Raw genomic sequence first — 19,160 nt, forward strand, 5'->3', positions numbered from 1 at the left:
GGCATTTATATAATGAAGAAAAAAAGTCTGCCTCTTAACAAAACGCCCTCGTCTCCAGATACTCCTGGCTTAAGAATCCGGGCAGCACGAAATGAAGCCAATTTAACAATCAGAGAACTAGCAGCATTATCTGGACTAACACCGGAGACAATTTCAATGATGGAAAATGGTGTCCATCCTCCTTCACTAAAAAGCCTCAAAAAGATATCAGCTTGCCTTGTTCAACCAATTCATTATCTTGGGTGCTACGAGAACCTTCCTGAGGGCACGTTCGGTGAACGCTTAAAGAAGGCGCGTCTTTATCATGGACTTACTAAAGAGGAAGCTGCTACGAAACTTGGGGTTGATTCTAAATCAATAACGAGCTGGGAAACTGATAGAGTAGAGCCATCAAATAAGCATCTTTCCAAAGTGGACCTGTTTCTTAGAATAAATGAATAATAAAAATACGACCCGCGTTTAGAACGCGGGTTTTTAATAATATTATAAACCATTCCATAATTAATTTTTCAACAAAAAAAAGGATCCATTGAGATATGGATCCCCTACTCCATAAGAAGTAAATTGAAAAGTTCTAATCACAATTTATTCAAATATTCAGTTTGTGTTCGGGCAAAAAATCTACATTTTTAAAATATGCTTTTATCCCAATCAATTAGCCCCTTTTCCCTATAAACAGACAGGTGTCTATTAAACCTTAGGTGCATATCCATGCGCTTACAGGCATTTCAACATATCATGCAATTAAATAACAAGGAGGTGCTTCTATTGCATCGTTCTATTGGAAAATTACACAAAAAACCACTAAAGAGAAATCTCACCTGTTGTAAAGGGAAGAAGAAAAAAGAGATCGTATGTAAAAAGAGAAAGGTAATAAATCTTTCCTGTCCACCACCTAGAATCAATGTAACACCTGTGCCTGGACCTCAAGGACCTCAAGGACCTCAAGGACCTCAAGGACCTGCCGGAGCTCAAGGTATTCCAGGACCTCAAGGACCTGTCGGAGCACAAGGACTTCCTGGAGCTCAAGGAATTCAAGGGCCTGTTGGACCCGCTGGAGCCCCTGGAGCAACTGGAGCAACTGGAGCGACAGGGCCGGCCGGCGTTTCAGCATTTGCTTTTGTATGTAGCACGGAAGCGCAATCTCCCGCCGCTGCTCCAGCACCTGGTGCTCAAGGAGGCGCAGTAACCTTCAACAATCCTCCTATAATTGGTGGAACAGCACTTACGTTCACTGCTCCTTCAACATTTACTGTCAATGAAACAGGCGTTTACAATATAAGTTGGGAGGTATTCCCAGTAGCAGGTAACAGTGCTTTCGCATTGTTCTTTGACCCTGACGGTGCTGGTCCTGCCGTTCCTGCACTGGTCCCATGCAGTAACTATGGCTCAGGAGCTGGTAACCAGCCATATCAAGGTCAGGTAGTTGCCTTTTTAACAGCAGGTGGTGTCTTGACGTTAAATCGTATTGATAATATGGGTGCTCAGACCTTACTGAATGCCATCGGTGGAGGTACACCAACCGTAAGTGCATCTATTGTTATAGAACGATTGGCGTAACAATAGTTGATATAAAGCATAAGAAAAGAACCCGAGAATATAAGGGTTCTTTTCTTTCATTATCTATGTACTCATCCAACTGAAACAATTCCATCAATCTTAATCCATTGCCATTCTCCTTCATCAATGGACAATTTGATCTCCCGTCTGAACGTGTGAATCAGTACAACAATACCTGTTAACTCTATATCATCATATTCATCAAACAGCCTCACTGTAATAGTGCGATGTTCATGAAAAGACTCAGCTAGCGCTTGTTCGATCAATTCCATTTCCTGCGGATCGAGCGTTGGACGGTCTTTCCTCCCCTCTTCTAGTTGTCGGCGAATGATTGTTTCTTTGTGTTCTGGGAGCATCATACGACTGGATTCCCACAGCCCATTACCCTCCAGCTTTTTTCTTGTTGTCATTTTAGTGCCCCCTTGTCTTCAATTTTTAGCCCCAGGTAAGTGTACGATCTCTGTTCAATCTCTGCCTCAATTAGCCCCCAAAGCATGGACAGCTTGTGGTGATACCCTCTGCAGATGAATTCAACCTCAATACCTAGTTTCGTTTTTCGATCCTCATAAACCTTGATTGCGTATTCACGCATTTTCCTGCGAGCCTGAGCTAAATCCGATAAAGCAGCTGCCTGTAAACGGTCGATTATTACATTAGTTAGCTCTTGGGACTTTAAATCTGCCCTACTCAGGACCGAACGATCATGCTCTAACACATCAAGTAAAAGGGGTAACAAAATATAATCCTTCACTAATTTTGATTCATCTGGCTTCAGTCCAATACTCAACCAACTTTCACCACCTTGTAACGGGAACGTTTGTTTGTATTATATGCGAACATTAGTTCTTTTATCAATGTAAATTTAATCCTTATGTAATGACATAACTTACCGCCTGATCAACATAACCTTGAACGTTATAATTAGTTCGAGGTGTTTTTATGTTTATTGAACCGATGTTACTTGCTACCGCGCCAACTTCTTTCTCAGATTCGCACTATATATTCGAACCAAAGATTGACGGGCACAGACTCCTGTTTTCCCAACAGTCCGGCCGGATCCGGCTTTATACTCGTCACGAGACGGAATGTACCCAACAATACCCCGAATTGTTGGTTCCGTTTGATGATGACATCCTTCTGGATGGAGAAGTAGCGTGTGCCGGTCCCGACGGTGTGGACTTTGAGGAAGTCATGATTCGGTTTAAAGCTAGTAAGGACCAACGCATCAAGCAGCTGACCATATCTTCACCAGTTACTTTTGTTGTGTTCGACATATTGCAATACAAAGGGCAAGACCTTCGGAAGCTGCCGCTGATGCAGCGAAAAGAGATTCTTGCCGGAATAAGTATGCCGAATCAGCACTTCGGCGTCATACCCTTCGTGGAAGGTGCGGGAGAAGCATTGTTTGATCAAATGGTGAACCGAAAACTTGAAGGGATGGTCGGCAAGCGGAAGAATAGTCTTTATGTAAGCCGCCGATCACCGGCCTGGCAGAAGATCATCAATTGGTCGTATGCTGACGTATTCATCACAGGGTATCGCAAGGACGAATTCGGATTGCTTGCCGCTATCCCTGATGAGTCTGGTCGGCTCCGTCCCGCTGGAATTGTGGAGTACGTAACACAGGCGGGTCGAAAAGAATTTTATTCGAGAAGTCGAGCCCTTGTAACAGGCGATGACAAAAATTTTGTGCATTTGAATCCAACGATCCGAGGCCGGGTGAAATTTCGAAACTGGACCAAATCGGGGATGTTGCGGACGCCAGTATTAACGGAACTCATAAAATGAGTTGAAATAAAAAAAGAACCCTGCATGCAATTAAGCTGCAGGGTTCTTTACCAATGCTAAACGATTATTTATAATGGGAAGTTGGATAAATTACAACATTACCACCGTTAGCTTCAACTATAACTTCAACCTCTTTCATTCCACTGATATTCAACTCAATTTGTTCTTGTGTTTCTTTGGAAACAAACAAGGACTTTAATTCCTCTTTTTTATCTCTGTTTTTTATTATTATCGTTGAGTCTTTGTCAATAGCACTAACATCCAAGACTAGCGATTGATAGATTGCTCCTGGTTTCAAATATATGCTTGATGAGTATGCTTTTTTTGCAAGGATCACTTCTTTAAAATCCCCAGTGTATGCATCGTCCCTGGTTAATGCAGCGTTGTAGTAGTTTACCTCTTCATTCAAAATAGGCGTTTCCTTTAATTTCTCACCAATATGTACAGTGCCTTTTGCTTTGTCGATCGTTATGTTTGTTTTTGTTGCTTCTTTAACAGTGTTCACCGGCAGATAATACTGACCATTTACCAGTATAGGCTTGCCCGAATTACTCCAAGCTTTTCCATTCAAAACATATTTGAAGTTCTGAATCGTGCCCTTGATTTGTGGGGCTGCTGCATACACGGCAGTACCACCCAACATCAATAGTGCAGTCATAGCTATAACAATTTTCCGTTTCTTCATTCTTTCTTCCTCCTTTTTACTAATTTCCCCTAATCTATTAATTTATCGGACAAAAGACCGAATAAATTAATAGATAGATACTAAAGGAGGAAATACATATGCTTAAAGAACTAAAAATAGCTATAGATAAACAGCAACAGGTAAGTGTCCGCACTAAAGATGGGGAAATAACAGTGGGACTACCAAAACATTCAACAGATCCGGAAAGAGTGAAAATATATACACCAAATGAGGTCGTTTCTGTACCATTAAATGAAATAAATCACGTTATGAGAATTATTGGTCTTCCTGTAAAATAAGACTAATGATAAGAAGAAAACCCTGCCGACTAAGCCGGTAGGGTTTCTTAATACATTCAATAATCAAGATTACTTTACGTTGCATCGGATCGTTATCGTTTTTAATACGAATATACCGGCAATTGTTGATTTGTCCAACCACTGGATATAACTGTGAGCCTTCAGATGTTGATGTATCCTTTCAGTATTTCCGGACTCCTCCGTCCGGTCATCATCTCCACCGTTTCAAAATCCAGGCACACGGCTTTTATGTACTAGGCTCGGAGGGCTCCTTCATTGACGTATTCGATCAATTCGTATTTTTATATTGGGTATTCATTCAACCAAGTCAATGCTTGTTCATAATTATCAAAAAATTTTACGGATTCTTTTGTATTGGATTGTTGTAAATAATTCATTATCTCCCCTTCTTCAAGGAGAAACGCAATTGCCTTACTGTTATTCAAAATGATTTCATTAAAGAACTTATCTTTCCATGCTTTTTGAACAGAAAAATGATCTGGCGTGTATCCTTTTCTATCCACCAACAATTTGTATTTTCGACCCTCAGAAATGAATTGCTGACAAACCTGCTCGAATCCATTAAACCATTCATTAACATCAGCTGTTTTAATCTTGCCAATTAAATGGGTAACAATTAAATCTTCTGAAACTGTTGTACTAATATTCTGCTTTTTCAACTTGGAATCATCTCCCTTAGTTACAATTATGCGTAAAAATCTCATATAATCAATAAGGATAAAATTCCTATGCAATTAAGAACATAATTTTTGAAAGAGCCTAAAAAGAACCCCGCCGGCTTAAGCCAACAGGGTTCTTATATAGAGGGAGTGAATTGGGGAAACATCACTCATAATACGAGTATAGCCGTTCAACGACGATTTATACCTTCGTGTCGAGCGTGGCTGTCTTGGTACCTTTATTCCATCCAATCTTTGCACCAAGCGCATCACCCACTGCCCGCAGAGGAACATAGGTTACACCATTTTCAAGCTTACCGTCTTTGATTTGCTTTCCGTTCACGATGACATTTACCTTTTCGCTATCTTGTTTCACGTTGTCAGCCCCCTTTCTTGATAGTCCTTGTTTAAGTTCGTCCATCCGGAAATATCGACCAGGGCAAGCTGTCGATGCAAGTTCCTCATGGCCGACGATTTTCGCCGAGGGATATTTCCCCAATAGCCAAGCATTTAAAGCGATCCCTGAAGCAATCTGTGCATCGGTCATCTGCTGTTGAGTAAAATCGCCTTGGTACCCGATATGAAATGAATCGTGATTGTGACCATTTACGCCTGCCCCATAATGGAAGCCGCGGCCTTCATAAATCGTTCCATCAAACCCAATCCACCAGTTATAACCGATCCCGTTCCAACCTCGGGAGTTTTTATGAAAATCATGGACCTCATGAATACCCCAAGTCTTATGAGCCATATGGTGCTGAACTAAATAAACCACCTTTGACGGCGGCGGATCTAAGGCATATTTAAATTTCAGGCTGGGTTTAACGATGTTCAGCTTTGTCATTCCCCTTCAGCTCCCTTTTTTCCCTGTTTAACAAGCTGATTGCCATACACAGACACAGCACCACAGAGAATACCTTGAATGACTGCTTGGACCGTGAAACTCAGCAACATGCAGGAGAACACAATAGCAATGATAGTAACCAAATAAACAATCGACCAATCAGGGATAAGCGGTGTTCGTTTTAAAACGTACCCGATAATCCAACAAGCAATGACGACCCCAATCAGTTCAGCATTGATATAATCCAAAATCATGTTCCATTCCATATTTCACACAACCTCTCAAATTTTTATTTATCAGTGCCTTGGGAATCGATCTTTGATGTCTCGAAGTTCTCCGATAATCACGTCATATTTGTCACTAAACTTGTCCAACAAATCCTGTAATCTACCCTCTCGTTCCTTGTTGGCTCGCATCACATAAATTAGCAGCCATACAAACAGCAAGGCAAATGGCCCTTGTGTTAGAAAGTATTTAACGACTTCATTCTCCATCGCCCTTCCCCCTGTATCTCTAATAGAAATAGCCCCCTGACCACCCAGAGGCACCTAACTATTCTTCATTCTCAGATTTGTCGGACTTCTGCAATTTAGCGAGTGCATCTCCGACATTGTGATCAACTGCTTGTAAGATTTCGATCTGTTGGTCCGGATATGCTTGGAGCATAATGTTTATCACTGCAGCGATTTCTTCAACCGGGGTTGTCAGATCGATAAGCAGCTCAACCTTCGTCATCCTTGCCATATGACACCTCCCTTCAGGCAAAATAAAAGAGCCCGGGGGTACCGGACTCTTTCGTATTACATTATTTAATTGCGGCTAATGCAGCTTCTACCTTCGCGAGATCAGCCGTATACTTTGCAATATCATTATCATAAACGGCAATTTGCTTCTCCAGAGTCTCAATTAGCACTTCTGATTCGTCAGCTTTAGCTTGCTCAAGTTCCTTTAATAGTGACTGCCGCTCAGCTTGTGTCGGAGCAAGTATATTGTCTCTCAAAGTGGTTTGTCTGTTTTCAAGATCGGCTTTGCTCCAACTTGCGTACTGATTATTACTGTTCACCGATGAGTTCGCGGTGCCGTTCGATGGTTCAGTAGTAACCGTAATTGTTTTACCACTCACTTTGATTTCCGCCCCCAATGACTCGGATATAGCTCGAACAGGAACGTTGGCTTTACCGTCAATAATAGCACCCTTGTCCGTCAATCTCTCACCGTTAACAGTGATATTGTATTCACCAGTGACCTTTTTACCTATAAGGCTCTTTACTCCGTCTGCCATTGCACTTGAAGATGTTGCGACTACAACCCCAATCAAAACCCCGCCTAGAACGTATAATGACTTTTTCATAAGTACCTCCAATGGATTGTTTATCCAAATAGTATCATTAGGTAGGTGATGTTGGGAAGGTTCCACCCCAGTTTTGGTTCTGACTGTTTCCATGGTTGTGAGTAGGAAGTGTAACCGTGTGTGTATGCCCTCTATCGGACTTCCGATCTATAGCGTCCCTCAATGAATTCAATTCCGAACGTAGCCCCGCAATTTCACCTATTCCCAATGAAAGGCCACTGACGGAGCTATTAAACCGGACTGGTCCTTGGAGATGTATAGTCCCTGCATTAGCCCCAAGACGCAAGCTATTCGCCCCTATTACGTGCAATTCATTGTCATTCGCGTAGACAAGCCCTTGTGACTGACTCCAAGAATTGTAATAAGTATGCCCTGAAATATTCGCTGAAGGGTTGGTCCCGAGAGTTACACGTCTTACATTATAACCATCGTAAAAAACAAACCCGTCTGGATCAAGTTCAATGCGCTCTCCATAGGAAGCTGTCCGGATTCGGCTACCTAAGATATCCGCACCGGTGATATTGGTACCGTTAATAGTCCCACCATCAATGGTAGAGGCTCTGATGTTGCCCCTAAACTCCCCGCTCTCTGCAACCATGTGTCCATATTGAGATACGGTAAATACTCCGTTCCCCACATTTATAGACGATCCAACGATTGCCCCATTCGTGAAGTTGGACGAATAGATGTTGGCCGAGTTCGCCGTCAACCGATTGGCAACAACATTCCCCTGCATGTCCACCCGAAACGGCGCGCTGCCAAAATTGGCATGACCTGCAGCAATGCCGTTCGTGTTGATCTGAGTTATGTTATTGCCGCTGCCGATCAGCATGGATACGAAGCTTCCGAGTTGGCCGATTATCGTTTCAGCAACAACACCGCGGGCTGTGATTGCTGATCTGATGGTTTGCCATCCATCCGTCGAGATTCCTATACCTGCAGCAGTGAACCTAACTTGATTATTTGGGTTATTTTTTTCCCTGGCCAGAATACCGCCTTCCAGCGGATATACCAGTTCCGTCTTACTGTTGTTAATGTCCACGATCGCCTGTTTCGCTGCAGCTTCGAATACTTCTGTCCGGATCTTCCCTCCGGAAAGTAGATTGTCCATTACCTTCCTGGATCGCTCAAGGTCTGCAAGCAGGTCAATGTCATCTTTCAAAGCAAAATTAGCTAGGGTCACCCGCGAATGTTGATCAATGGAATACGGAAATTCCGTCAGCTCCACGATCCGCATCGCAATCCGGTTCATTTCCATCTTCGGATCATACGCTGAAGAAGCATCCCCCAAGTCTGGTGGGTGTTCCTCCCTATCGATCTTGTACAGGTCCGCTGCTGTTATCGTGATTTCAAGCTCCGGCATTTCCTTCTTCCGCAGCTCGTCCCGGGTGGACTTTAAGAGTTCCATGGGATCTTCGATTTCTTGCTGGATGTTCTCGCCGTCAAAGTACGGAACGCTGTCGCTGCCCCAATAGTTCACGTAAGGGGAAAGCAGGTAGTTCACCATGACCTTCCCGTTCACTATGGCCCCCGGTACCGATTGCAGGAGGCTACGTTCTTCCGCTGTGAGGTTATCTGCAGACATCCCAACCCACGTCCTGCCGTCTTTCATGTGGGCATACATCCGGGTTACAAGGTTTGTGCTGTCGTCCTTAAACGAATCGGAAATGATGTTCTTCTTCGTCCGGTATTCGTACCGATCATTCTGAGAACCAATTTTCTTATGGATGTGAATGACAAAATTGTCCGGGCGGATCTCCGCTTTGTATGTGTTTATTACCTGATTCAGCGCGGCGAGTGCAGTCGTCCGGCCGAAGTCTTTAATGTCCCACATATCAAATGTGTCGTGAATCTGGAACGTAAAACGACCGCCAGTCCACGCGCTGATTTTATTCAACAGTGTCGAGATGTGGATTCCGTAAGCCTCATCGATGTATTCATCATACGGTACCTTGTAATCGTTCAGCTTGAACATCACATGGGTGCAGGTGATTTGTGCCGTCAGCTTCTTCTTATCCCGCTGCCGCTGCCGGGTATTGATCACGTAATATTGTCCGCGTTCATCCCTGACATGACCCTTGATCTGGATTTTTTCAAGATAGTCTTCGCTGGTCATAGGAACTAAAAAAGACAACTCATAATCACTATTGAGCCGTCTTCGTCGTTCAATGTTATAGGCATCGATCAGCGTTCCGGTACGCTTCAAATTCTTATCAAATACCTGCAGTGTTGGATTAGGCAATGTATCGCCTCCCTAATACAAAAACTTATCGCGGTGAGTAATTCGGAAGAGGATCGTCCGCCCAGTGGCCGGGTCTGTCCAGGTAAGATTATTTCTCCCGAGGTTCAGGTCAAAGAAGTCTCCCTTGTACAGATGCGAGACGTTTTCCCCGTTCCGCGTGATCTTGAACTTCTCGCTATCAATCACAATGATGTCCCCGGGAACGAACGGCCCGGTAAACTCGATCTCGTCAACATGGTACCGGCTTGCCTTCCCCTGCAGGGATGAAATGCCGTGCATGATGGCTCGCTGCAGCCGCTCCCGGACAAAACCGACGCTCATCCCGCTGTCCGCATCCATTTGGGCAGCAAAGGAGATTTCACGAATAAAGTCGGCCGTCATCCCGCCTTCTCCATTCATGTTGGCCTGACCGGTCATCTCGACCACCGAAGCAGCTATAACGCCAGCGCACCCGCTGAGGACAGCCCGGCCATACACGAACATTGTTACGGGACGATTAAACGGCAGCCTATTGAATGGTCCTCCGAACATACGCCCCCTCCTCTCCGGTCAAGGATCAACCTTTATAGTCTTTTCCGGTGATCACCTTAAACTCTGCTGCCGAGATGACGCCGAATTGAACGTAAAGCCGAAGCTGAACATCGGACACCCATTTCTTCTCGTAGTAATAGGACAATCTTTCGAAATCACTGTTGAACATTCGATTCTCCTCCTGTTCCATTGTTGGCTAATAATTTCAATTCCAGCGCCGCCAGCATTTGCCCGAGCACTTGGCCTTGCATGTATAGATCAAGAATTGAAATATCCTTCCTGACCAGCTCCGCACCGATTACATTGTTCTGTTGCTTGAGGTCCAGCGTCGAAAGGTCTTGCTTTACCTGTTCTGAACCGAGGGCGCTTAACGTCAACTGCTGTTCAGTGCTCGCTGTTTTTACCGCGGATAACTCTTCCCCGGAAGAAACGACTACCTCCTGCAGTTGTGCGTTCTGCTGCTGGATCCCCTCAACTACCTCCGCAAGCAATTCCAACTCGGTCGGCTCATGCGGCTGTGGCCGTGTGAGCTCCTCGATCTCTTCCGGTGTTAACCCTTCGATCCATAGCGTCGGTAGTTCAGGGGGAACGTATGTCGGCGGCTCCCCTCGTTCTTCCTCGGGTAATGCTGACCACCGATCATATTCCGCTTGAAACGCTTCTTTCGCGGCGCTTTCCGCGTCCTGGTAAGCCTCCCACGCCGCCAAGTCGAAGCGTGGCCGGAACAGTCCGGGCTTAACCGGCACGCCGACGATGTATCCAGCGAGGACAGGTTCCGGCGTTTCCGCTGGCTGCTCTACTTCTGGCGCTGGATCCTGCTCGGCTTCGCCTGGATCGGTGGGCGGCTTCGGTTCCATATCCACATAAAAAGGGACGACACCGGAAAAGGCATCGTCCACTAGCGCATCCTCTAAATAGAGGCCGTCTATATTTACTTTAGGTACAGCTTTCATTGGCTACCTCCTTATTGTTCTGCTGGAAACGGATCTACACTTTCAAGCGACAGATGGTAGAACGAACCAACGTCAAGTAGTACGCTACCATCGGGATAGACCCTAACCGCAGACGGTATATAAGTTGTGTTATTGTGCGATATAGCACCAAGGATAACCATCTTTGATGGACGGAATCCGGCGGGCAGTACGAATATATTCTGTCCGACTGCGCCGTTCCTAATAATTCCTCTAAAATGCACCCACCCATTGGATGTTTTCGTGTAGCCAGCCTCATTGTATACAGTGCTGAAATTAACCCACCCGTTCAACAACGTCGGCATAATCCATCCCGGGGCGTCCTTATCCGCCTTCTTATTCATCAGCACGGATACAGCCGTTGCATTCTGCTGCACGGCGTCGGTCAGCTCTTGGAGCATCCCCTTTTCGTTAGCAGCGTACGATCCGCTGAATGGGACTATTGGCGACGTGTCCAACATCAGGTAAGTGACGGAATAGGCAGCGGAAGCATTAAACAAGCCTCTAGGCAATGCGATTGCGGCTCCATTATGAGTTGTCCTCAGCGTCTTTGTATACCCACTTATCGGGCGACTGGACTCATAAACGTTAAGGAAATCCCTTACTTTGTATTTCGCTTGTCCAGCTCCGGGAACAACAGCATTGTATGAGTATCCGCTAGTAGGCGTCTCAGCAGCGAAAACTGCACCTTCCCGAACCACAATCCCCGTTCCAACCTCGATCTGGTTATCGCCTTCATTAAACGTCAGCACACCTTCGGAAACGATAGGCTCGACCGTTGGCGTTGCGAGCTGGTATACGAGTTGGTACAGCGTCCAGTCTGCAGCCATAGTAGTTGGTAAAGTTGCTGTCCAATTAGAAGCACCTCCACTTGCTGCAGTCCCCCACGCCTTTTCTCCTGTACCATTGTACGGCAATAGATCGTTCCAATTTCGCATCCTCCAGCCCATAAAATACGCCTTAATCTCGTCGGCTGTCGGCGTGTAGTTGTCGCCCCATCCGCTATCTGTGTTGGATACGGTTAGAAACAGGAAACTTTCTCCTGGCCCTTGTCTAAATTGATCCGCTCCGGTAACAGCATTGTATGAATATGTGAGATGCTTGCCGTCATACTTAGTGATATAAAACCCTGCTGAAAAATCGCGATCAACTTTAGGCAGCCTAATCGTCTTATATCCCGAAGCGCTACTACCGTATGAAACATCCTCAGAACCATTTATGATAGTTTTCTTCCACTTCGCCAGCTTGAAATACTGCCCGTCCTTCTCGAAAACTTCGTCAGCATTCGCACCTGTCAGCGGATCGGCGAATAAGTCCGTTTGCAACGCGAGCATCGAGTCTTCGCGTGGTTTGAACGTTTTGGCTTCGGTGCCGAGAGTGAGCATAGGTTCAGATAGCGTATACTCCCCTTCAATGGTCGAGTTTAAAATAACCGTTAATTTCACAGTGTTTTCTGGCGTAGTAAAAGTAAGCGTGTCGCTGTCATCAGTGACGTTAGTAACGTTGCTAATGAGAGTGTCAGTACTATCAAAAAACCGTACATTGATACGATTTACTGTTCCCTTTTTGTGGATCGTATACATAATTCCCGCTTTGCTCGGAAGAGTATACGAAAGTTGTTCATACTGACCTGCGACACCAGCGGCAGTTACTGAAAAAGCATATGGAGATATAAACTTTACTTTTCCCGAGGCGTACGAGTTAAGTGTCCACTCATTAAACGGCGGCAACAGATTCTCCCCATACCGGATGGCATATGGATTTCGTACAGGCTGGACGCTATTAACGTACGGATACAACTTTAACAATTCATCGACATTTGCTGAGCTATCAGACGGTATTTTGTAGACTGCCAATTGACTAAATTTAGAAATAGCACCAGTGACTGTAGACGGATAATACGAAGCAACACGTATACTAATAGCTGACCAATTATCAATCATTTCTTGTGTTATTGTTACAATACATCCAATATCGTAATATTTATTTATATCAGGGTTAAGTATGTCCGAGACACCCACATGTTTTTTATTGTTACCATCATATAGCGTTAGCCTAAAATAATTTAACGGCGTATCACTTAACGCTTTAGCCCGGAAGAATAATTTATCTCCAACACTTGGCGCTAAACCGATGTTAAAATTGTATATTTGCGGATTTGAAGCTGTACCATTACTAGTCAATATCGCCTCATTAGATGCAACTTGAATAGTACCACCGTAAGCTATCCACTGATTAATTGAATTAAGTTCCCCATGACGACCCATTCTATTTACAATAGTTCTGCCCTTAATCCCACTCAAAGAAAAAGCCGCGCGCCGCTGTGCGTTAAGAGTCTGTATCCCGGCGTTAAGTACGACATCTTTCCGTTCCTCGATATCCAATCGGTCCTTGGCTGCAGTCAGTCCAGTTGAAAGCTCACTGATGTTGCTAACGGCCACATCGTGATCATAGGCCGTAAAATACCGGGCGACCTTGGTTCCTGCCGCCCAGCTCTGCGCCGTGCCTTGAAACCCCCGTGTGACCCCTGTCAGTTCATCCCCGGTCTTTCCGGTATACAGAATCGTTTCGGCAGCTTCGTCCGTGCCGATCGTGAGCAAATTCGGACCATCCGGAAGGAATGAACCATCCGCGACCTGAATCGTATCCTGCGCCGCATCGATCGCGCCGGCCAGCTCTGTCCCCGGGCTATTTACCTGTGCCGGATACATGGTTTTCATCTCAATCCCTCCTTACGCCAGTGTGCATACAATTTGTCCGGTCAGCATCTTAAAGATGTCATTCGATAGGATGCTACGCGGGGTTTCCAGCGCACCAAAGTACAGCAGATTCCCGCCGGTGGCCGCGTCTCGGATCCCGATATGCGATACTTGCCCCCAATCGGCTGTTGCCGTCGGCATGGCAATGTCTGCACTATTCTTGATCGTCGGTTTGGAAACCGTCACCTGTTGGCCCGTGGTCGGGTGATAAATCGTGTAATTCTCGTTCGCCGGCGCGCCAAAGGTCACTTCTTGGCGGACGTATCCGCCGCCGGTTACCTCCTGCCCGGTGTCGGCTCCCGTAGGATTGCTGGTATACAGCGCCAAGTAAACCTTGGATGGCCGGGTGTAGGCTGTATTTCGGAACACCTGATTCAGCAATGCCGCGGCTAAATAATTGGACATGTTCATCAATCAATCATCCTTCCATAAGGTATTCGTTGCGGATTTTAAAGCTCTGCAATGTGGTTGTGCCGATGTTGGTCAGCACAATAACGGGGCTGGCCCGCTCATCCCCAAGAGATTGGACGGACACCACTTGTGAAGACCGAGTGATATTTAATTCCGTAATCTTTTCATCACTCTCCGGAAACGGATCATACATCTTGAGCGGAATGTCGATCACCCGGTTCCCTGTCGATTCGTCCCAGCTCATGGTACTGCGGTACTGAGCAAAATAGTGTTTGCCAGGGCGGTCTGAAAACACCAGATCCAGTACGCCGCGTCGGGTGTTAAATTGGCGCATAAGCAGGGAAACGGTTGGGTCATAATCGCCGGTAATAAAAAAGCCCAGGCCAACTGGCCGGGCTCCATACGTACTTCCGAAATCAATTTCTCCGTCTCGCTCGGCGATCTGAACGGTATTCTCCTTCGCTTCTGGCAAACCGGGTATATTCCGGTATACCAGCACTGCCCCCGTTCTGGAAACCCATTCCCCATTCACAGAAACGTCCATCTACTTCCCACCTCCTGTTGTCGCCAAGCGCCGGAATGTCCGCTCGCGTTCGGTGTAAAGGATCTCCGCATCCGTTGGATCCTGCACCTCCACACGTTCGATAGACATGTCAATATGATTAACCGTCTGCATAATCACCGGCTCCGCTTTGCTGGCCGTCGGAGCTGCAGCCTGCCCGCTGACCAACTTCCAAAGCGTGTTTTGTTGCTCCGGATTCAAATACATCTCACCAGCATGAGCAATGACCGGTACCGCCTCACCAGGACTTCCTTGTACGATTCCTCCATCTTTGAACGCCTGAAGTTTGCCAGTGTCCTTATCCACGCCGTACAGCCTGCGCAACTCTTCATTCCGAGCAGTGAGACGTGCCATCTCGTCGGTGTCTCCCCGCGCCTTGGCAGCCGACCATGCGTCCTTGTTGGCGTTATACTCATCCAGATCAGCGTTAGCAGCAATTGAGGGATCTGACACCTTGGCGATATTGGACAGTTTCGCATTATACGCCGAAACGAATTGATCCAGATCGCTCAAGATTTGCTGATTAGCCGTTTCGTTGGCGCCAATCCTGAAATCCTTGATTGCATTCTCGATGAATTGAATATCGTCTTTATGGCTATCAAAAGCATCCTTCAAGGCGTTGTAACGATCTTCCGTATCCCTCCGCTCGTCATCGTATGCCTTCTCCTTTTCATCCTTTTCATCAACCAGTTTCTGTTTCTGGTCTTCCAAATCGCGCTTGCGGAGTTCCCGGCTGCGCTCGAGCTGCATCCGCTCGATCTCCTCCGTAATGTCTGCCAGCGCCTTACGACCTTCTGGTGAAACCGCGGTACTTAGTTCTTGCTGGCGGGCCAACTTCTTGGCGAGCTGGGTTTCATAGTCCTCGTCGACGTTCAGTTCCTGCTCTTTCGCGATCAGATCGTCGATGGCTTTGATCTTCTCATTCTGAGCATCGACGTATGCCTTCTTGCGAGCTTCAATCCCGTCCAGCTCAGCCTTAAGAGACTCATCCAGTTTCTTTTTCTGAGCATTGTAGAAGTCATCCGTCTCTTTCTTCATATCCTGAATGAGTGCCTTGCGGGCTCGATATACTTCCTCATCCGCACGCTTGTATTCATCCGAGTCTTTATGGTAACGATCCCGGACCCTAGTCCATGCGGCCAGCTTCATCTGGGTGATCTCGTTCTCTGTTTTGCCAGCTTCCTCCATACGGCGTTCTTCCTTCGCGATCCATTCCTCTGAATCAGCGAATTGGGATTTTAATAATGACTTACGAGCCCGGTACACTTCTTCGTCGGCCTTCTTGTACTCTTCACTATCCTTGTGATATCGATCTCGCACTCGAGTCCAGCTGTCTATTTTCATTTGAGCAATCTGAGTTTCGCTCTTATAAGAATCCTGCATCCGTCGTTCTTCTTTACTGATCCATTCAGAGGATGCAGCATACTGCGCTTTATTGAGTTCGTCACGAGCTCGCTTTAATTCTTCATCAGCTGCCTTGTAATACTCACTGTCTTTTTTGTAGCGATCGCGAACCTTCGTCCACATATCCACCTTCATCTGCGCAATCTGGACTTCGCTTTTATATGACTCTTCCATCTTCCGCTCTTGGCGCTCGATCCACGTGGCAGAAGCCTCATAATTCGATTTGGCACTATCCTCCTGCAGGCGTTTCATCTGCAGGTTGAGTTCGCGCTGATCCTCAAGTGTTTCTTTCAAGTGCTGCTTGTGATTCGCTTGAATCTTTTTGAGGGCCTTCAGCTGCTGATCAGCTGTTTGGTCATAATATTCAGCGTTATATCGTGCCGTGGCCATCGCAGCGTCATAAGCAGCCTGACGTTGTTCCTTAGCAAGTTCAGCTGCAGACTTGCCTGATTTCTCTTTCTTCCCTTTCTTCTTTTTTTTCTTTTCATCATCAGTCCCCCCACCGCTAAGATCACGCGGTTGGTAGGCAAAAGCATCGAGATTGCCGGACGTGAGATTAGAAAGGGCTCTGTCCGCTTCCAGTTCAGCAGCAGCATATTTGTTTTGCTCTTCTGCCATCTTGGCTGCAGCCGCATTGGCTTGGGCTTTTACGCCTGCGCTAACGATGCCGCCAAGCATTCCCCCAACTCGGGCCAAGGACCCCTTACCTTCCGTCATGCCGATGTCCAGTGCCTTGCCGGAAATCGCACCCATCACCTTGGCAAGGGCTTGGTAGTTTTTGATCTGAGCTTCCACGGCTGCCTTTTGTGCCTTTGTTGTTTCCTTAAGATTGGTAATCTGAGCCTTAGCCGACTCCACCGAAGCCGTGATCATGTTTTTCTCGACACCGATCTGATCTTCGATGTAACCAATGTTTTCGATCCGGAGTCGGCCCTCCTTGTCCATATGCGCTTGCAATCCGGGATATTGGTTCTTAAGGGTATTGGTAACGGATACGAGTTCTGCTTTCTGAGCTTCATCCAGCTTTTGAACTGCTGAAAGTTCCTTATAACGTTTCAGCGTTTTTTCCATTTCAATGACCTTACTATTCTTCGCAGCGACATCTTGCATTTCAGCTTTGGCCATTTCAATCAAAGCAGGTGTCGATTGTTCAACCTCTGCCTTCATATTTTTAAGAGCAATAGCAGCATCTTCTGCATTGCTAAAATCCATATCCTTGAGCTGTCCGTTCAGTTTTTCATACTCCGTGTTGAGGGTCTTAAATTCCTCGGCTACTTTCCTAACCTCAAGGGGGGCAAATCCAGTTCCATGTTCAAGATAAGATGCGTGATCAGCATATTTTGTGCGCATCTCATTGAGCTGTTCTTCTAGTTCTTTACGTCTTTCAAGGATCTCATTAAGGGTCTCAATATCGCCCTGAAGCTTTTTGACATCCTCGGCTGTCCGGTTGACGGGTGACTCTGCAAGCTTTTGATTTAATTGTTCCTGGTTCGCTGCAAACTTCAACACAGATTCGGATGCAGCATCTGAAGCAAGCTTGTATGCCCCTACCCCTGCAGCAACCAAAGACAGTGCAGTTATGACCCATCCAATCGGACCCATGGCTAAATTCATAGCCCGCAGCGCCGCTGTTACGGCACCGATGCTAACAACCAAGGTGCCTAGGACGGTGATCAATCCCAGCACCGCAATGCTCCCGGCGGCCAGGCCAGCAACAACTTCTTTGTTCGCTTCTGCCCACTGGACAAAGTCCTTAATCATCGGCGTGATGCGCTGCATGATCTCGCCCATGACAGGCAAGAAGGATTCCCCTAGTTCTACTCGAGCCATTTCTATAGTTTGGTTAAAAGTCGCTTGGGTGCCGGTATACCCTGTCATGGCAGAATCAGCATTCCCTGCAAACATTGCGGACTCTGCCATGATACCGTTATAAGCAGCCTGAAGCTTCTGGGCTTCGGTCAGCTTGGCCGCTGTCGTGCCGATCGTCTTCGCATAGCGATCGTACATAACGGATAGGTTCGTCGTGATGCCGGCCGCGTCTGTCAGCTCAGAGTTTCCCATTTTAACACCTTGGGCCACCTGTTTGATGGCTTCATCCCAAGTCAGGTGCGCTTCCCGGTTGTAAACTGCGGCATCCGCCGTTGCCGTCATAATCTCTTTGGTCTGTTCTAAGGTTAAGCCGGCGGTAAGATAGGTCTTTACGGTGTCTGCCATAGCTGTGCGGCTAAGTCCCCAGCGATCCGAAAGTTCTTCGGCAAGGCTGATTGTTTTTTCCGTGTCGACGTGAAGTGCTTTGGAGACTTCTGACAAACCTAGATATGAGGTTGCAAGCCCTTGTGCTTCCTTAGCCAACGTATTGAAGGTTTGAATGAGCTGCCTGGTCGCCATGCCGGCACCGAGGGCTGTCAATCCCGAAGCGAGACCATCAATTCCTTTTTTTGTGTTTTGCACCTCGACATTCGCTTGTTTCAGTTCCTGCTCGATCTTTTCGATATGCTTGGCGTCTAAACCGATCATTCGGAGCTGTTCCCGCACCTGCCGTAACTGTTCCTCCAGCAGTTCCGGGTTCGCGTTCTGGATCGACTTGTTGATCATGTCAATCTGGCCTGAGCTCAAACCGATTTCTTTCAGGGAATTGTTCAGAACTTCAAAGCCGTTTCCGGCTTTTTGCGCTTGATCCTCCAGCTCCCAAATTTTCTGAGCCGTTTGATCCGACGATTGAGTGAGCTTTAAAAGTGCAGCCTCAGTATTCAAAATCTGCTCCTGCAGCTTACTTTTCTTCTGATCGTTGAAGGTATTATCATACGATTCCTTCAGCTCGCTAAGCTTTTTCCGCTGGAGTTCGATTTTCGCATTGACGTTATCAAGAAACGACGTGAGCCGGCCGATTTTATCTTTGGAAGCCCCTAAATGATCAAAGGCTGTATCCATGCTTTTGATATCACTTGCCGTCTTCTTCCCTTGATCTCCAAGCCCTGAAATTTCTTGTTTAACAGCTTTAATTTCAGCTTTAAGACCTTGCGCTTCAGCAGTCATCCGGGCACGCAGTTCTCCAATCTCCACAGCCATAATC

General features: G+C 46.5%; 21 protein-coding genes. 4 read left to right on the forward strand and 17 right to left on the reverse strand.

The window, feature by feature from the left end; translation table 11 throughout:
- The first annotated feature begins 12 nt into the window (after nt 1–12).
- Complete coding sequence (locus tag PAEVO_RS14005) at nt 13–441, forward strand: helix-turn-helix domain-containing protein (RefSeq protein WP_100538091.1); 429 nt, start codon at nt 13–15, stop codon at nt 439–441.
- A gap of 318 nt (nt 442–759) precedes the next feature.
- Nucleotides 760–1,560, forward strand: coding sequence for a collagen-like protein (locus PAEVO_RS34645; protein ID WP_279300469.1), 801 nt, complete (start codon nt 760–762; stop codon nt 1,558–1,560).
- A 71-nt stretch (nt 1,561–1,631) separates the two neighbouring features.
- On the opposite strand, the gene PAEVO_RS14015 is transcribed toward PAEVO_RS34645, so the two are convergent.
- On the reverse strand, nt 1,632–1,970 hold the full coding sequence (locus PAEVO_RS14015) for a YolD-like family protein (protein WP_100538092.1): 339 nt from the start codon (nt 1,968–1,970) through the stop codon (nt 1,632–1,634).
- Nucleotides 1,967–2,347, reverse strand: coding sequence for a YhjD family protein (locus PAEVO_RS14020; RefSeq protein WP_100538093.1), 381 nt, complete (start codon nt 2,345–2,347; stop codon nt 1,967–1,969). Before PAEVO_RS14020 ends, PAEVO_RS14015 begins: the two co-directional genes overlap by 4 nt.
- Nucleotides 2,348–2,499: 152 nt before the next feature.
- Here PAEVO_RS14020 and PAEVO_RS14025 point away from each other — a divergent pair, with 152 nt between their 5' ends.
- Nucleotides 2,500–3,348, forward strand: a complete 849-nt coding sequence (locus PAEVO_RS14025) for an ATP-dependent DNA ligase (protein WP_100538094.1) — start codon at nt 2,500–2,502, stop codon at nt 3,346–3,348.
- Between the two features lie 64 nt (nt 3,349–3,412).
- Here the strand turns inward: PAEVO_RS14025 and PAEVO_RS14030 are convergent, their stop codons facing one another.
- Nucleotides 3,413–4,033 (reverse strand): stalk domain-containing protein, encoded by a 621-nt coding sequence (locus PAEVO_RS14030; RefSeq protein ID WP_100538095.1) that lies wholly within the window; start codon nt 4,031–4,033, stop codon nt 3,413–3,415.
- A gap of 98 nt (nt 4,034–4,131) precedes the next feature.
- On the opposite strand from PAEVO_RS14030, the gene PAEVO_RS14035 reads away from it, so the two are divergent.
- Nucleotides 4,132–4,332 carry a hypothetical protein gene (locus PAEVO_RS14035; protein ID WP_100538096.1) on the forward strand — a complete coding sequence of 67 codons (201 nt, stop codon included), beginning with the start codon at nt 4,132–4,134 and terminating at the stop codon, nt 4,330–4,332.
- A 302-nt stretch (nt 4,333–4,634) separates the two neighbouring features.
- On the opposite strand, the gene PAEVO_RS14040 is transcribed toward PAEVO_RS14035, so the two are convergent.
- From PAEVO_RS14040 to PAEVO_RS14105, 14 genes are all read right to left on the reverse strand, one after another.
- Nucleotides 4,635–5,057, reverse strand: coding sequence for an STAS/SEC14 domain-containing protein (locus tag PAEVO_RS14040; RefSeq protein ID WP_100538097.1), 423 nt, complete (start codon nt 5,055–5,057; stop codon nt 4,635–4,637).
- A 157-nt stretch (nt 5,058–5,214) separates the two neighbouring features.
- Nucleotides 5,215–5,856: an N-acetylmuramoyl-L-alanine amidase gene (locus PAEVO_RS34345; RefSeq protein ID WP_243390763.1), complete on the reverse strand. Its 642-nt coding sequence runs from the start codon at nt 5,854–5,856 to the stop codon at nt 5,215–5,217.
- The gene (locus tag PAEVO_RS14050; protein WP_100538098.1) at nt 5,853–6,122 is read right to left on the reverse strand and encodes a phage holin family protein; all 270 of its coding nucleotides are present in this window, start codon (nt 6,120–6,122) and stop codon (nt 5,853–5,855) included. Before PAEVO_RS14050 ends, PAEVO_RS34345 begins: the two co-directional genes overlap by 4 nt.
- A 30-nt stretch (nt 6,123–6,152) precedes the next feature.
- Complete coding sequence (locus tag PAEVO_RS14055) at nt 6,153–6,350, reverse strand: BhlA/UviB family holin-like peptide (protein ID WP_053489275.1); 198 nt, start codon at nt 6,348–6,350, stop codon at nt 6,153–6,155.
- A gap of 58 nt (nt 6,351–6,408) precedes the next feature.
- Nucleotides 6,409–6,600: a hypothetical protein gene (locus PAEVO_RS14060; RefSeq protein WP_100538099.1), complete on the reverse strand. Its 192-nt coding sequence runs from the start codon at nt 6,598–6,600 to the stop codon at nt 6,409–6,411.
- Nucleotides 6,601–6,661: 61 nt separating this feature from the next.
- Entirely contained in the window at nt 6,662–7,207 is a 546-nt protein-coding gene (locus PAEVO_RS14065) for a stalk domain-containing protein (RefSeq protein ID WP_165789662.1), read from the reverse strand.
- A 37-nt stretch (nt 7,208–7,244) separates the two neighbouring features.
- Nucleotides 7,245–9,449 carry a prophage endopeptidase tail family protein gene (locus PAEVO_RS14070; protein ID WP_100538101.1) on the reverse strand — a complete coding sequence of 735 codons (2,205 nt, stop codon included), beginning with the start codon at nt 9,447–9,449 and terminating at the stop codon, nt 7,245–7,247.
- Nucleotides 9,450–9,461: 12 nt separating this feature from the next.
- The gene (locus tag PAEVO_RS14075; RefSeq protein WP_100538102.1) at nt 9,462–9,980 is read right to left on the reverse strand and encodes a phage distal tail protein; all 519 of its coding nucleotides are present in this window, start codon (nt 9,978–9,980) and stop codon (nt 9,462–9,464) included.
- A gap of 25 nt (nt 9,981–10,005) precedes the next feature.
- Nucleotides 10,006–10,149: an XkdX family protein gene (locus PAEVO_RS14080; RefSeq protein ID WP_081742834.1), complete on the reverse strand. Its 144-nt coding sequence runs from the start codon at nt 10,147–10,149 to the stop codon at nt 10,006–10,008.
- Nucleotides 10,136–10,933 carry a hypothetical protein gene (locus PAEVO_RS14085; RefSeq protein WP_207797478.1) on the reverse strand — a complete coding sequence of 266 codons (798 nt, stop codon included), beginning with the start codon at nt 10,931–10,933 and terminating at the stop codon, nt 10,136–10,138. Before PAEVO_RS14085 ends, PAEVO_RS14080 begins: the two co-directional genes overlap by 14 nt.
- 11 nt (nt 10,934–10,944) lie before the next feature.
- Entirely contained in the window at nt 10,945–13,671 is a 2,727-nt protein-coding gene (locus tag PAEVO_RS14090; RefSeq protein WP_100538103.1) for a hypothetical protein, read from the reverse strand.
- A 12-nt stretch (nt 13,672–13,683) separates the two neighbouring features.
- Nucleotides 13,684–14,121, reverse strand: coding sequence for a phage tail fiber protein (locus PAEVO_RS14095; RefSeq protein ID WP_100538104.1), 438 nt, complete (start codon nt 14,119–14,121; stop codon nt 13,684–13,686).
- 7 nt (nt 14,122–14,128) lie between these two features.
- Nucleotides 14,129–14,665 (reverse strand): phage tail domain-containing protein, encoded by a 537-nt coding sequence (locus tag PAEVO_RS14100; protein WP_100538105.1) that lies wholly within the window; start codon nt 14,663–14,665, stop codon nt 14,129–14,131.
- Nucleotides 14,666–19,156: a hypothetical protein gene (locus tag PAEVO_RS14105; RefSeq protein ID WP_100538106.1), complete on the reverse strand. Its 4,491-nt coding sequence runs from the start codon at nt 19,154–19,156 to the stop codon at nt 14,666–14,668.
- Between the last annotated feature and the right edge of the window lie 4 nt (nt 19,157–19,160).

It is taken from the genome of Paenibacillus sp. GM2FR, assembly GCF_002803325.1.
In the GTDB taxonomy this organism is placed as follows: domain Bacteria; phylum Bacillota; class Bacilli; order Paenibacillales; family Paenibacillaceae; genus Paenibacillus_AQ; species Paenibacillus_AQ lautus.

Bases quoted from the DNA above. Each gene is read 5' to 3' on its own strand.
- PAEVO_RS14055 (WP_053489275.1), bottom strand. From the start codon at position 6,350: ATGGAGAATGAAGTCGTTAAATACTTTCTAACACAAGGGCCATTTGCC.
- PAEVO_RS14040 (WP_100538097.1), bottom strand. From the start codon at position 5,057: ATGAGATTTTTACGCATAATTGTAACTAAGGGAGATGATTCCAAGTTG.
- PAEVO_RS14060 (WP_100538099.1), bottom strand. From the start codon at position 6,600: ATGGCAAGGATGACGAAGGTTGAGCTGCTTATCGATCTGACAACCCCG.
- PAEVO_RS14095 (WP_100538104.1), bottom strand. From the start codon at position 14,121: ATGAACATGTCCAATTATTTAGCCGCGGCATTGCTGAATCAGGTGTTC.
- PAEVO_RS34345 (WP_243390763.1), bottom strand. From the start codon at position 5,856: ATGACAAAGCTGAACATCGTTAAACCCAGCCTGAAATTTAAATATGCC.
- PAEVO_RS14100 (WP_100538105.1), bottom strand. From the start codon at position 14,665: ATGGACGTTTCTGTGAATGGGGAATGGGTTTCCAGAACGGGGGCAGTG.
- PAEVO_RS14080 (WP_081742834.1), bottom strand. From the start codon at position 10,149: ATGTTCAACAGTGATTTCGAAAGATTGTCCTATTACTACGAGAAGAAA.
- PAEVO_RS14050 (WP_100538098.1), bottom strand. From the start codon at position 6,122: ATGGAATGGAACATGATTTTGGATTATATCAATGCTGAACTGATTGGG.
- PAEVO_RS14025 (WP_100538094.1), top strand. From the start codon at position 2,500: ATGTTTATTGAACCGATGTTACTTGCTACCGCGCCAACTTCTTTCTCA.
- PAEVO_RS14090 (WP_100538103.1), bottom strand. From the start codon at position 13,671: ATGAAAACCATGTATCCGGCACAGGTAAATAGCCCGGGGACAGAGCTG.
- PAEVO_RS14065 (WP_165789662.1), bottom strand. From the start codon at position 7,207: ATGAAAAAGTCATTATACGTTCTAGGCGGGGTTTTGATTGGGGTTGTA.
- PAEVO_RS14105 (WP_100538106.1), bottom strand. From the start codon at position 19,156: ATGGCTGTGGAGATTGGAGAACTGCGTGCCCGGATGACTGCTGAAGCG.
- PAEVO_RS14005 (WP_100538091.1), top strand. From the start codon at position 13: ATGAAGAAAAAAAGTCTGCCTCTTAACAAAACGCCCTCGTCTCCAGAT.
- PAEVO_RS14015 (WP_100538092.1), bottom strand. From the start codon at position 1,970: ATGACAACAAGAAAAAAGCTGGAGGGTAATGGGCTGTGGGAATCCAGT.
- PAEVO_RS14085 (WP_207797478.1), bottom strand. From the start codon at position 10,933: ATGAAAGCTGTACCTAAAGTAAATATAGACGGCCTCTATTTAGAGGAT.
- PAEVO_RS14035 (WP_100538096.1), top strand. From the start codon at position 4,132: ATGCTTAAAGAACTAAAAATAGCTATAGATAAACAGCAACAGGTAAGT.
- PAEVO_RS14030 (WP_100538095.1), bottom strand. From the start codon at position 4,033: ATGAAGAAACGGAAAATTGTTATAGCTATGACTGCACTATTGATGTTG.
- PAEVO_RS14075 (WP_100538102.1), bottom strand. From the start codon at position 9,980: ATGTTCGGAGGACCATTCAATAGGCTGCCGTTTAATCGTCCCGTAACA.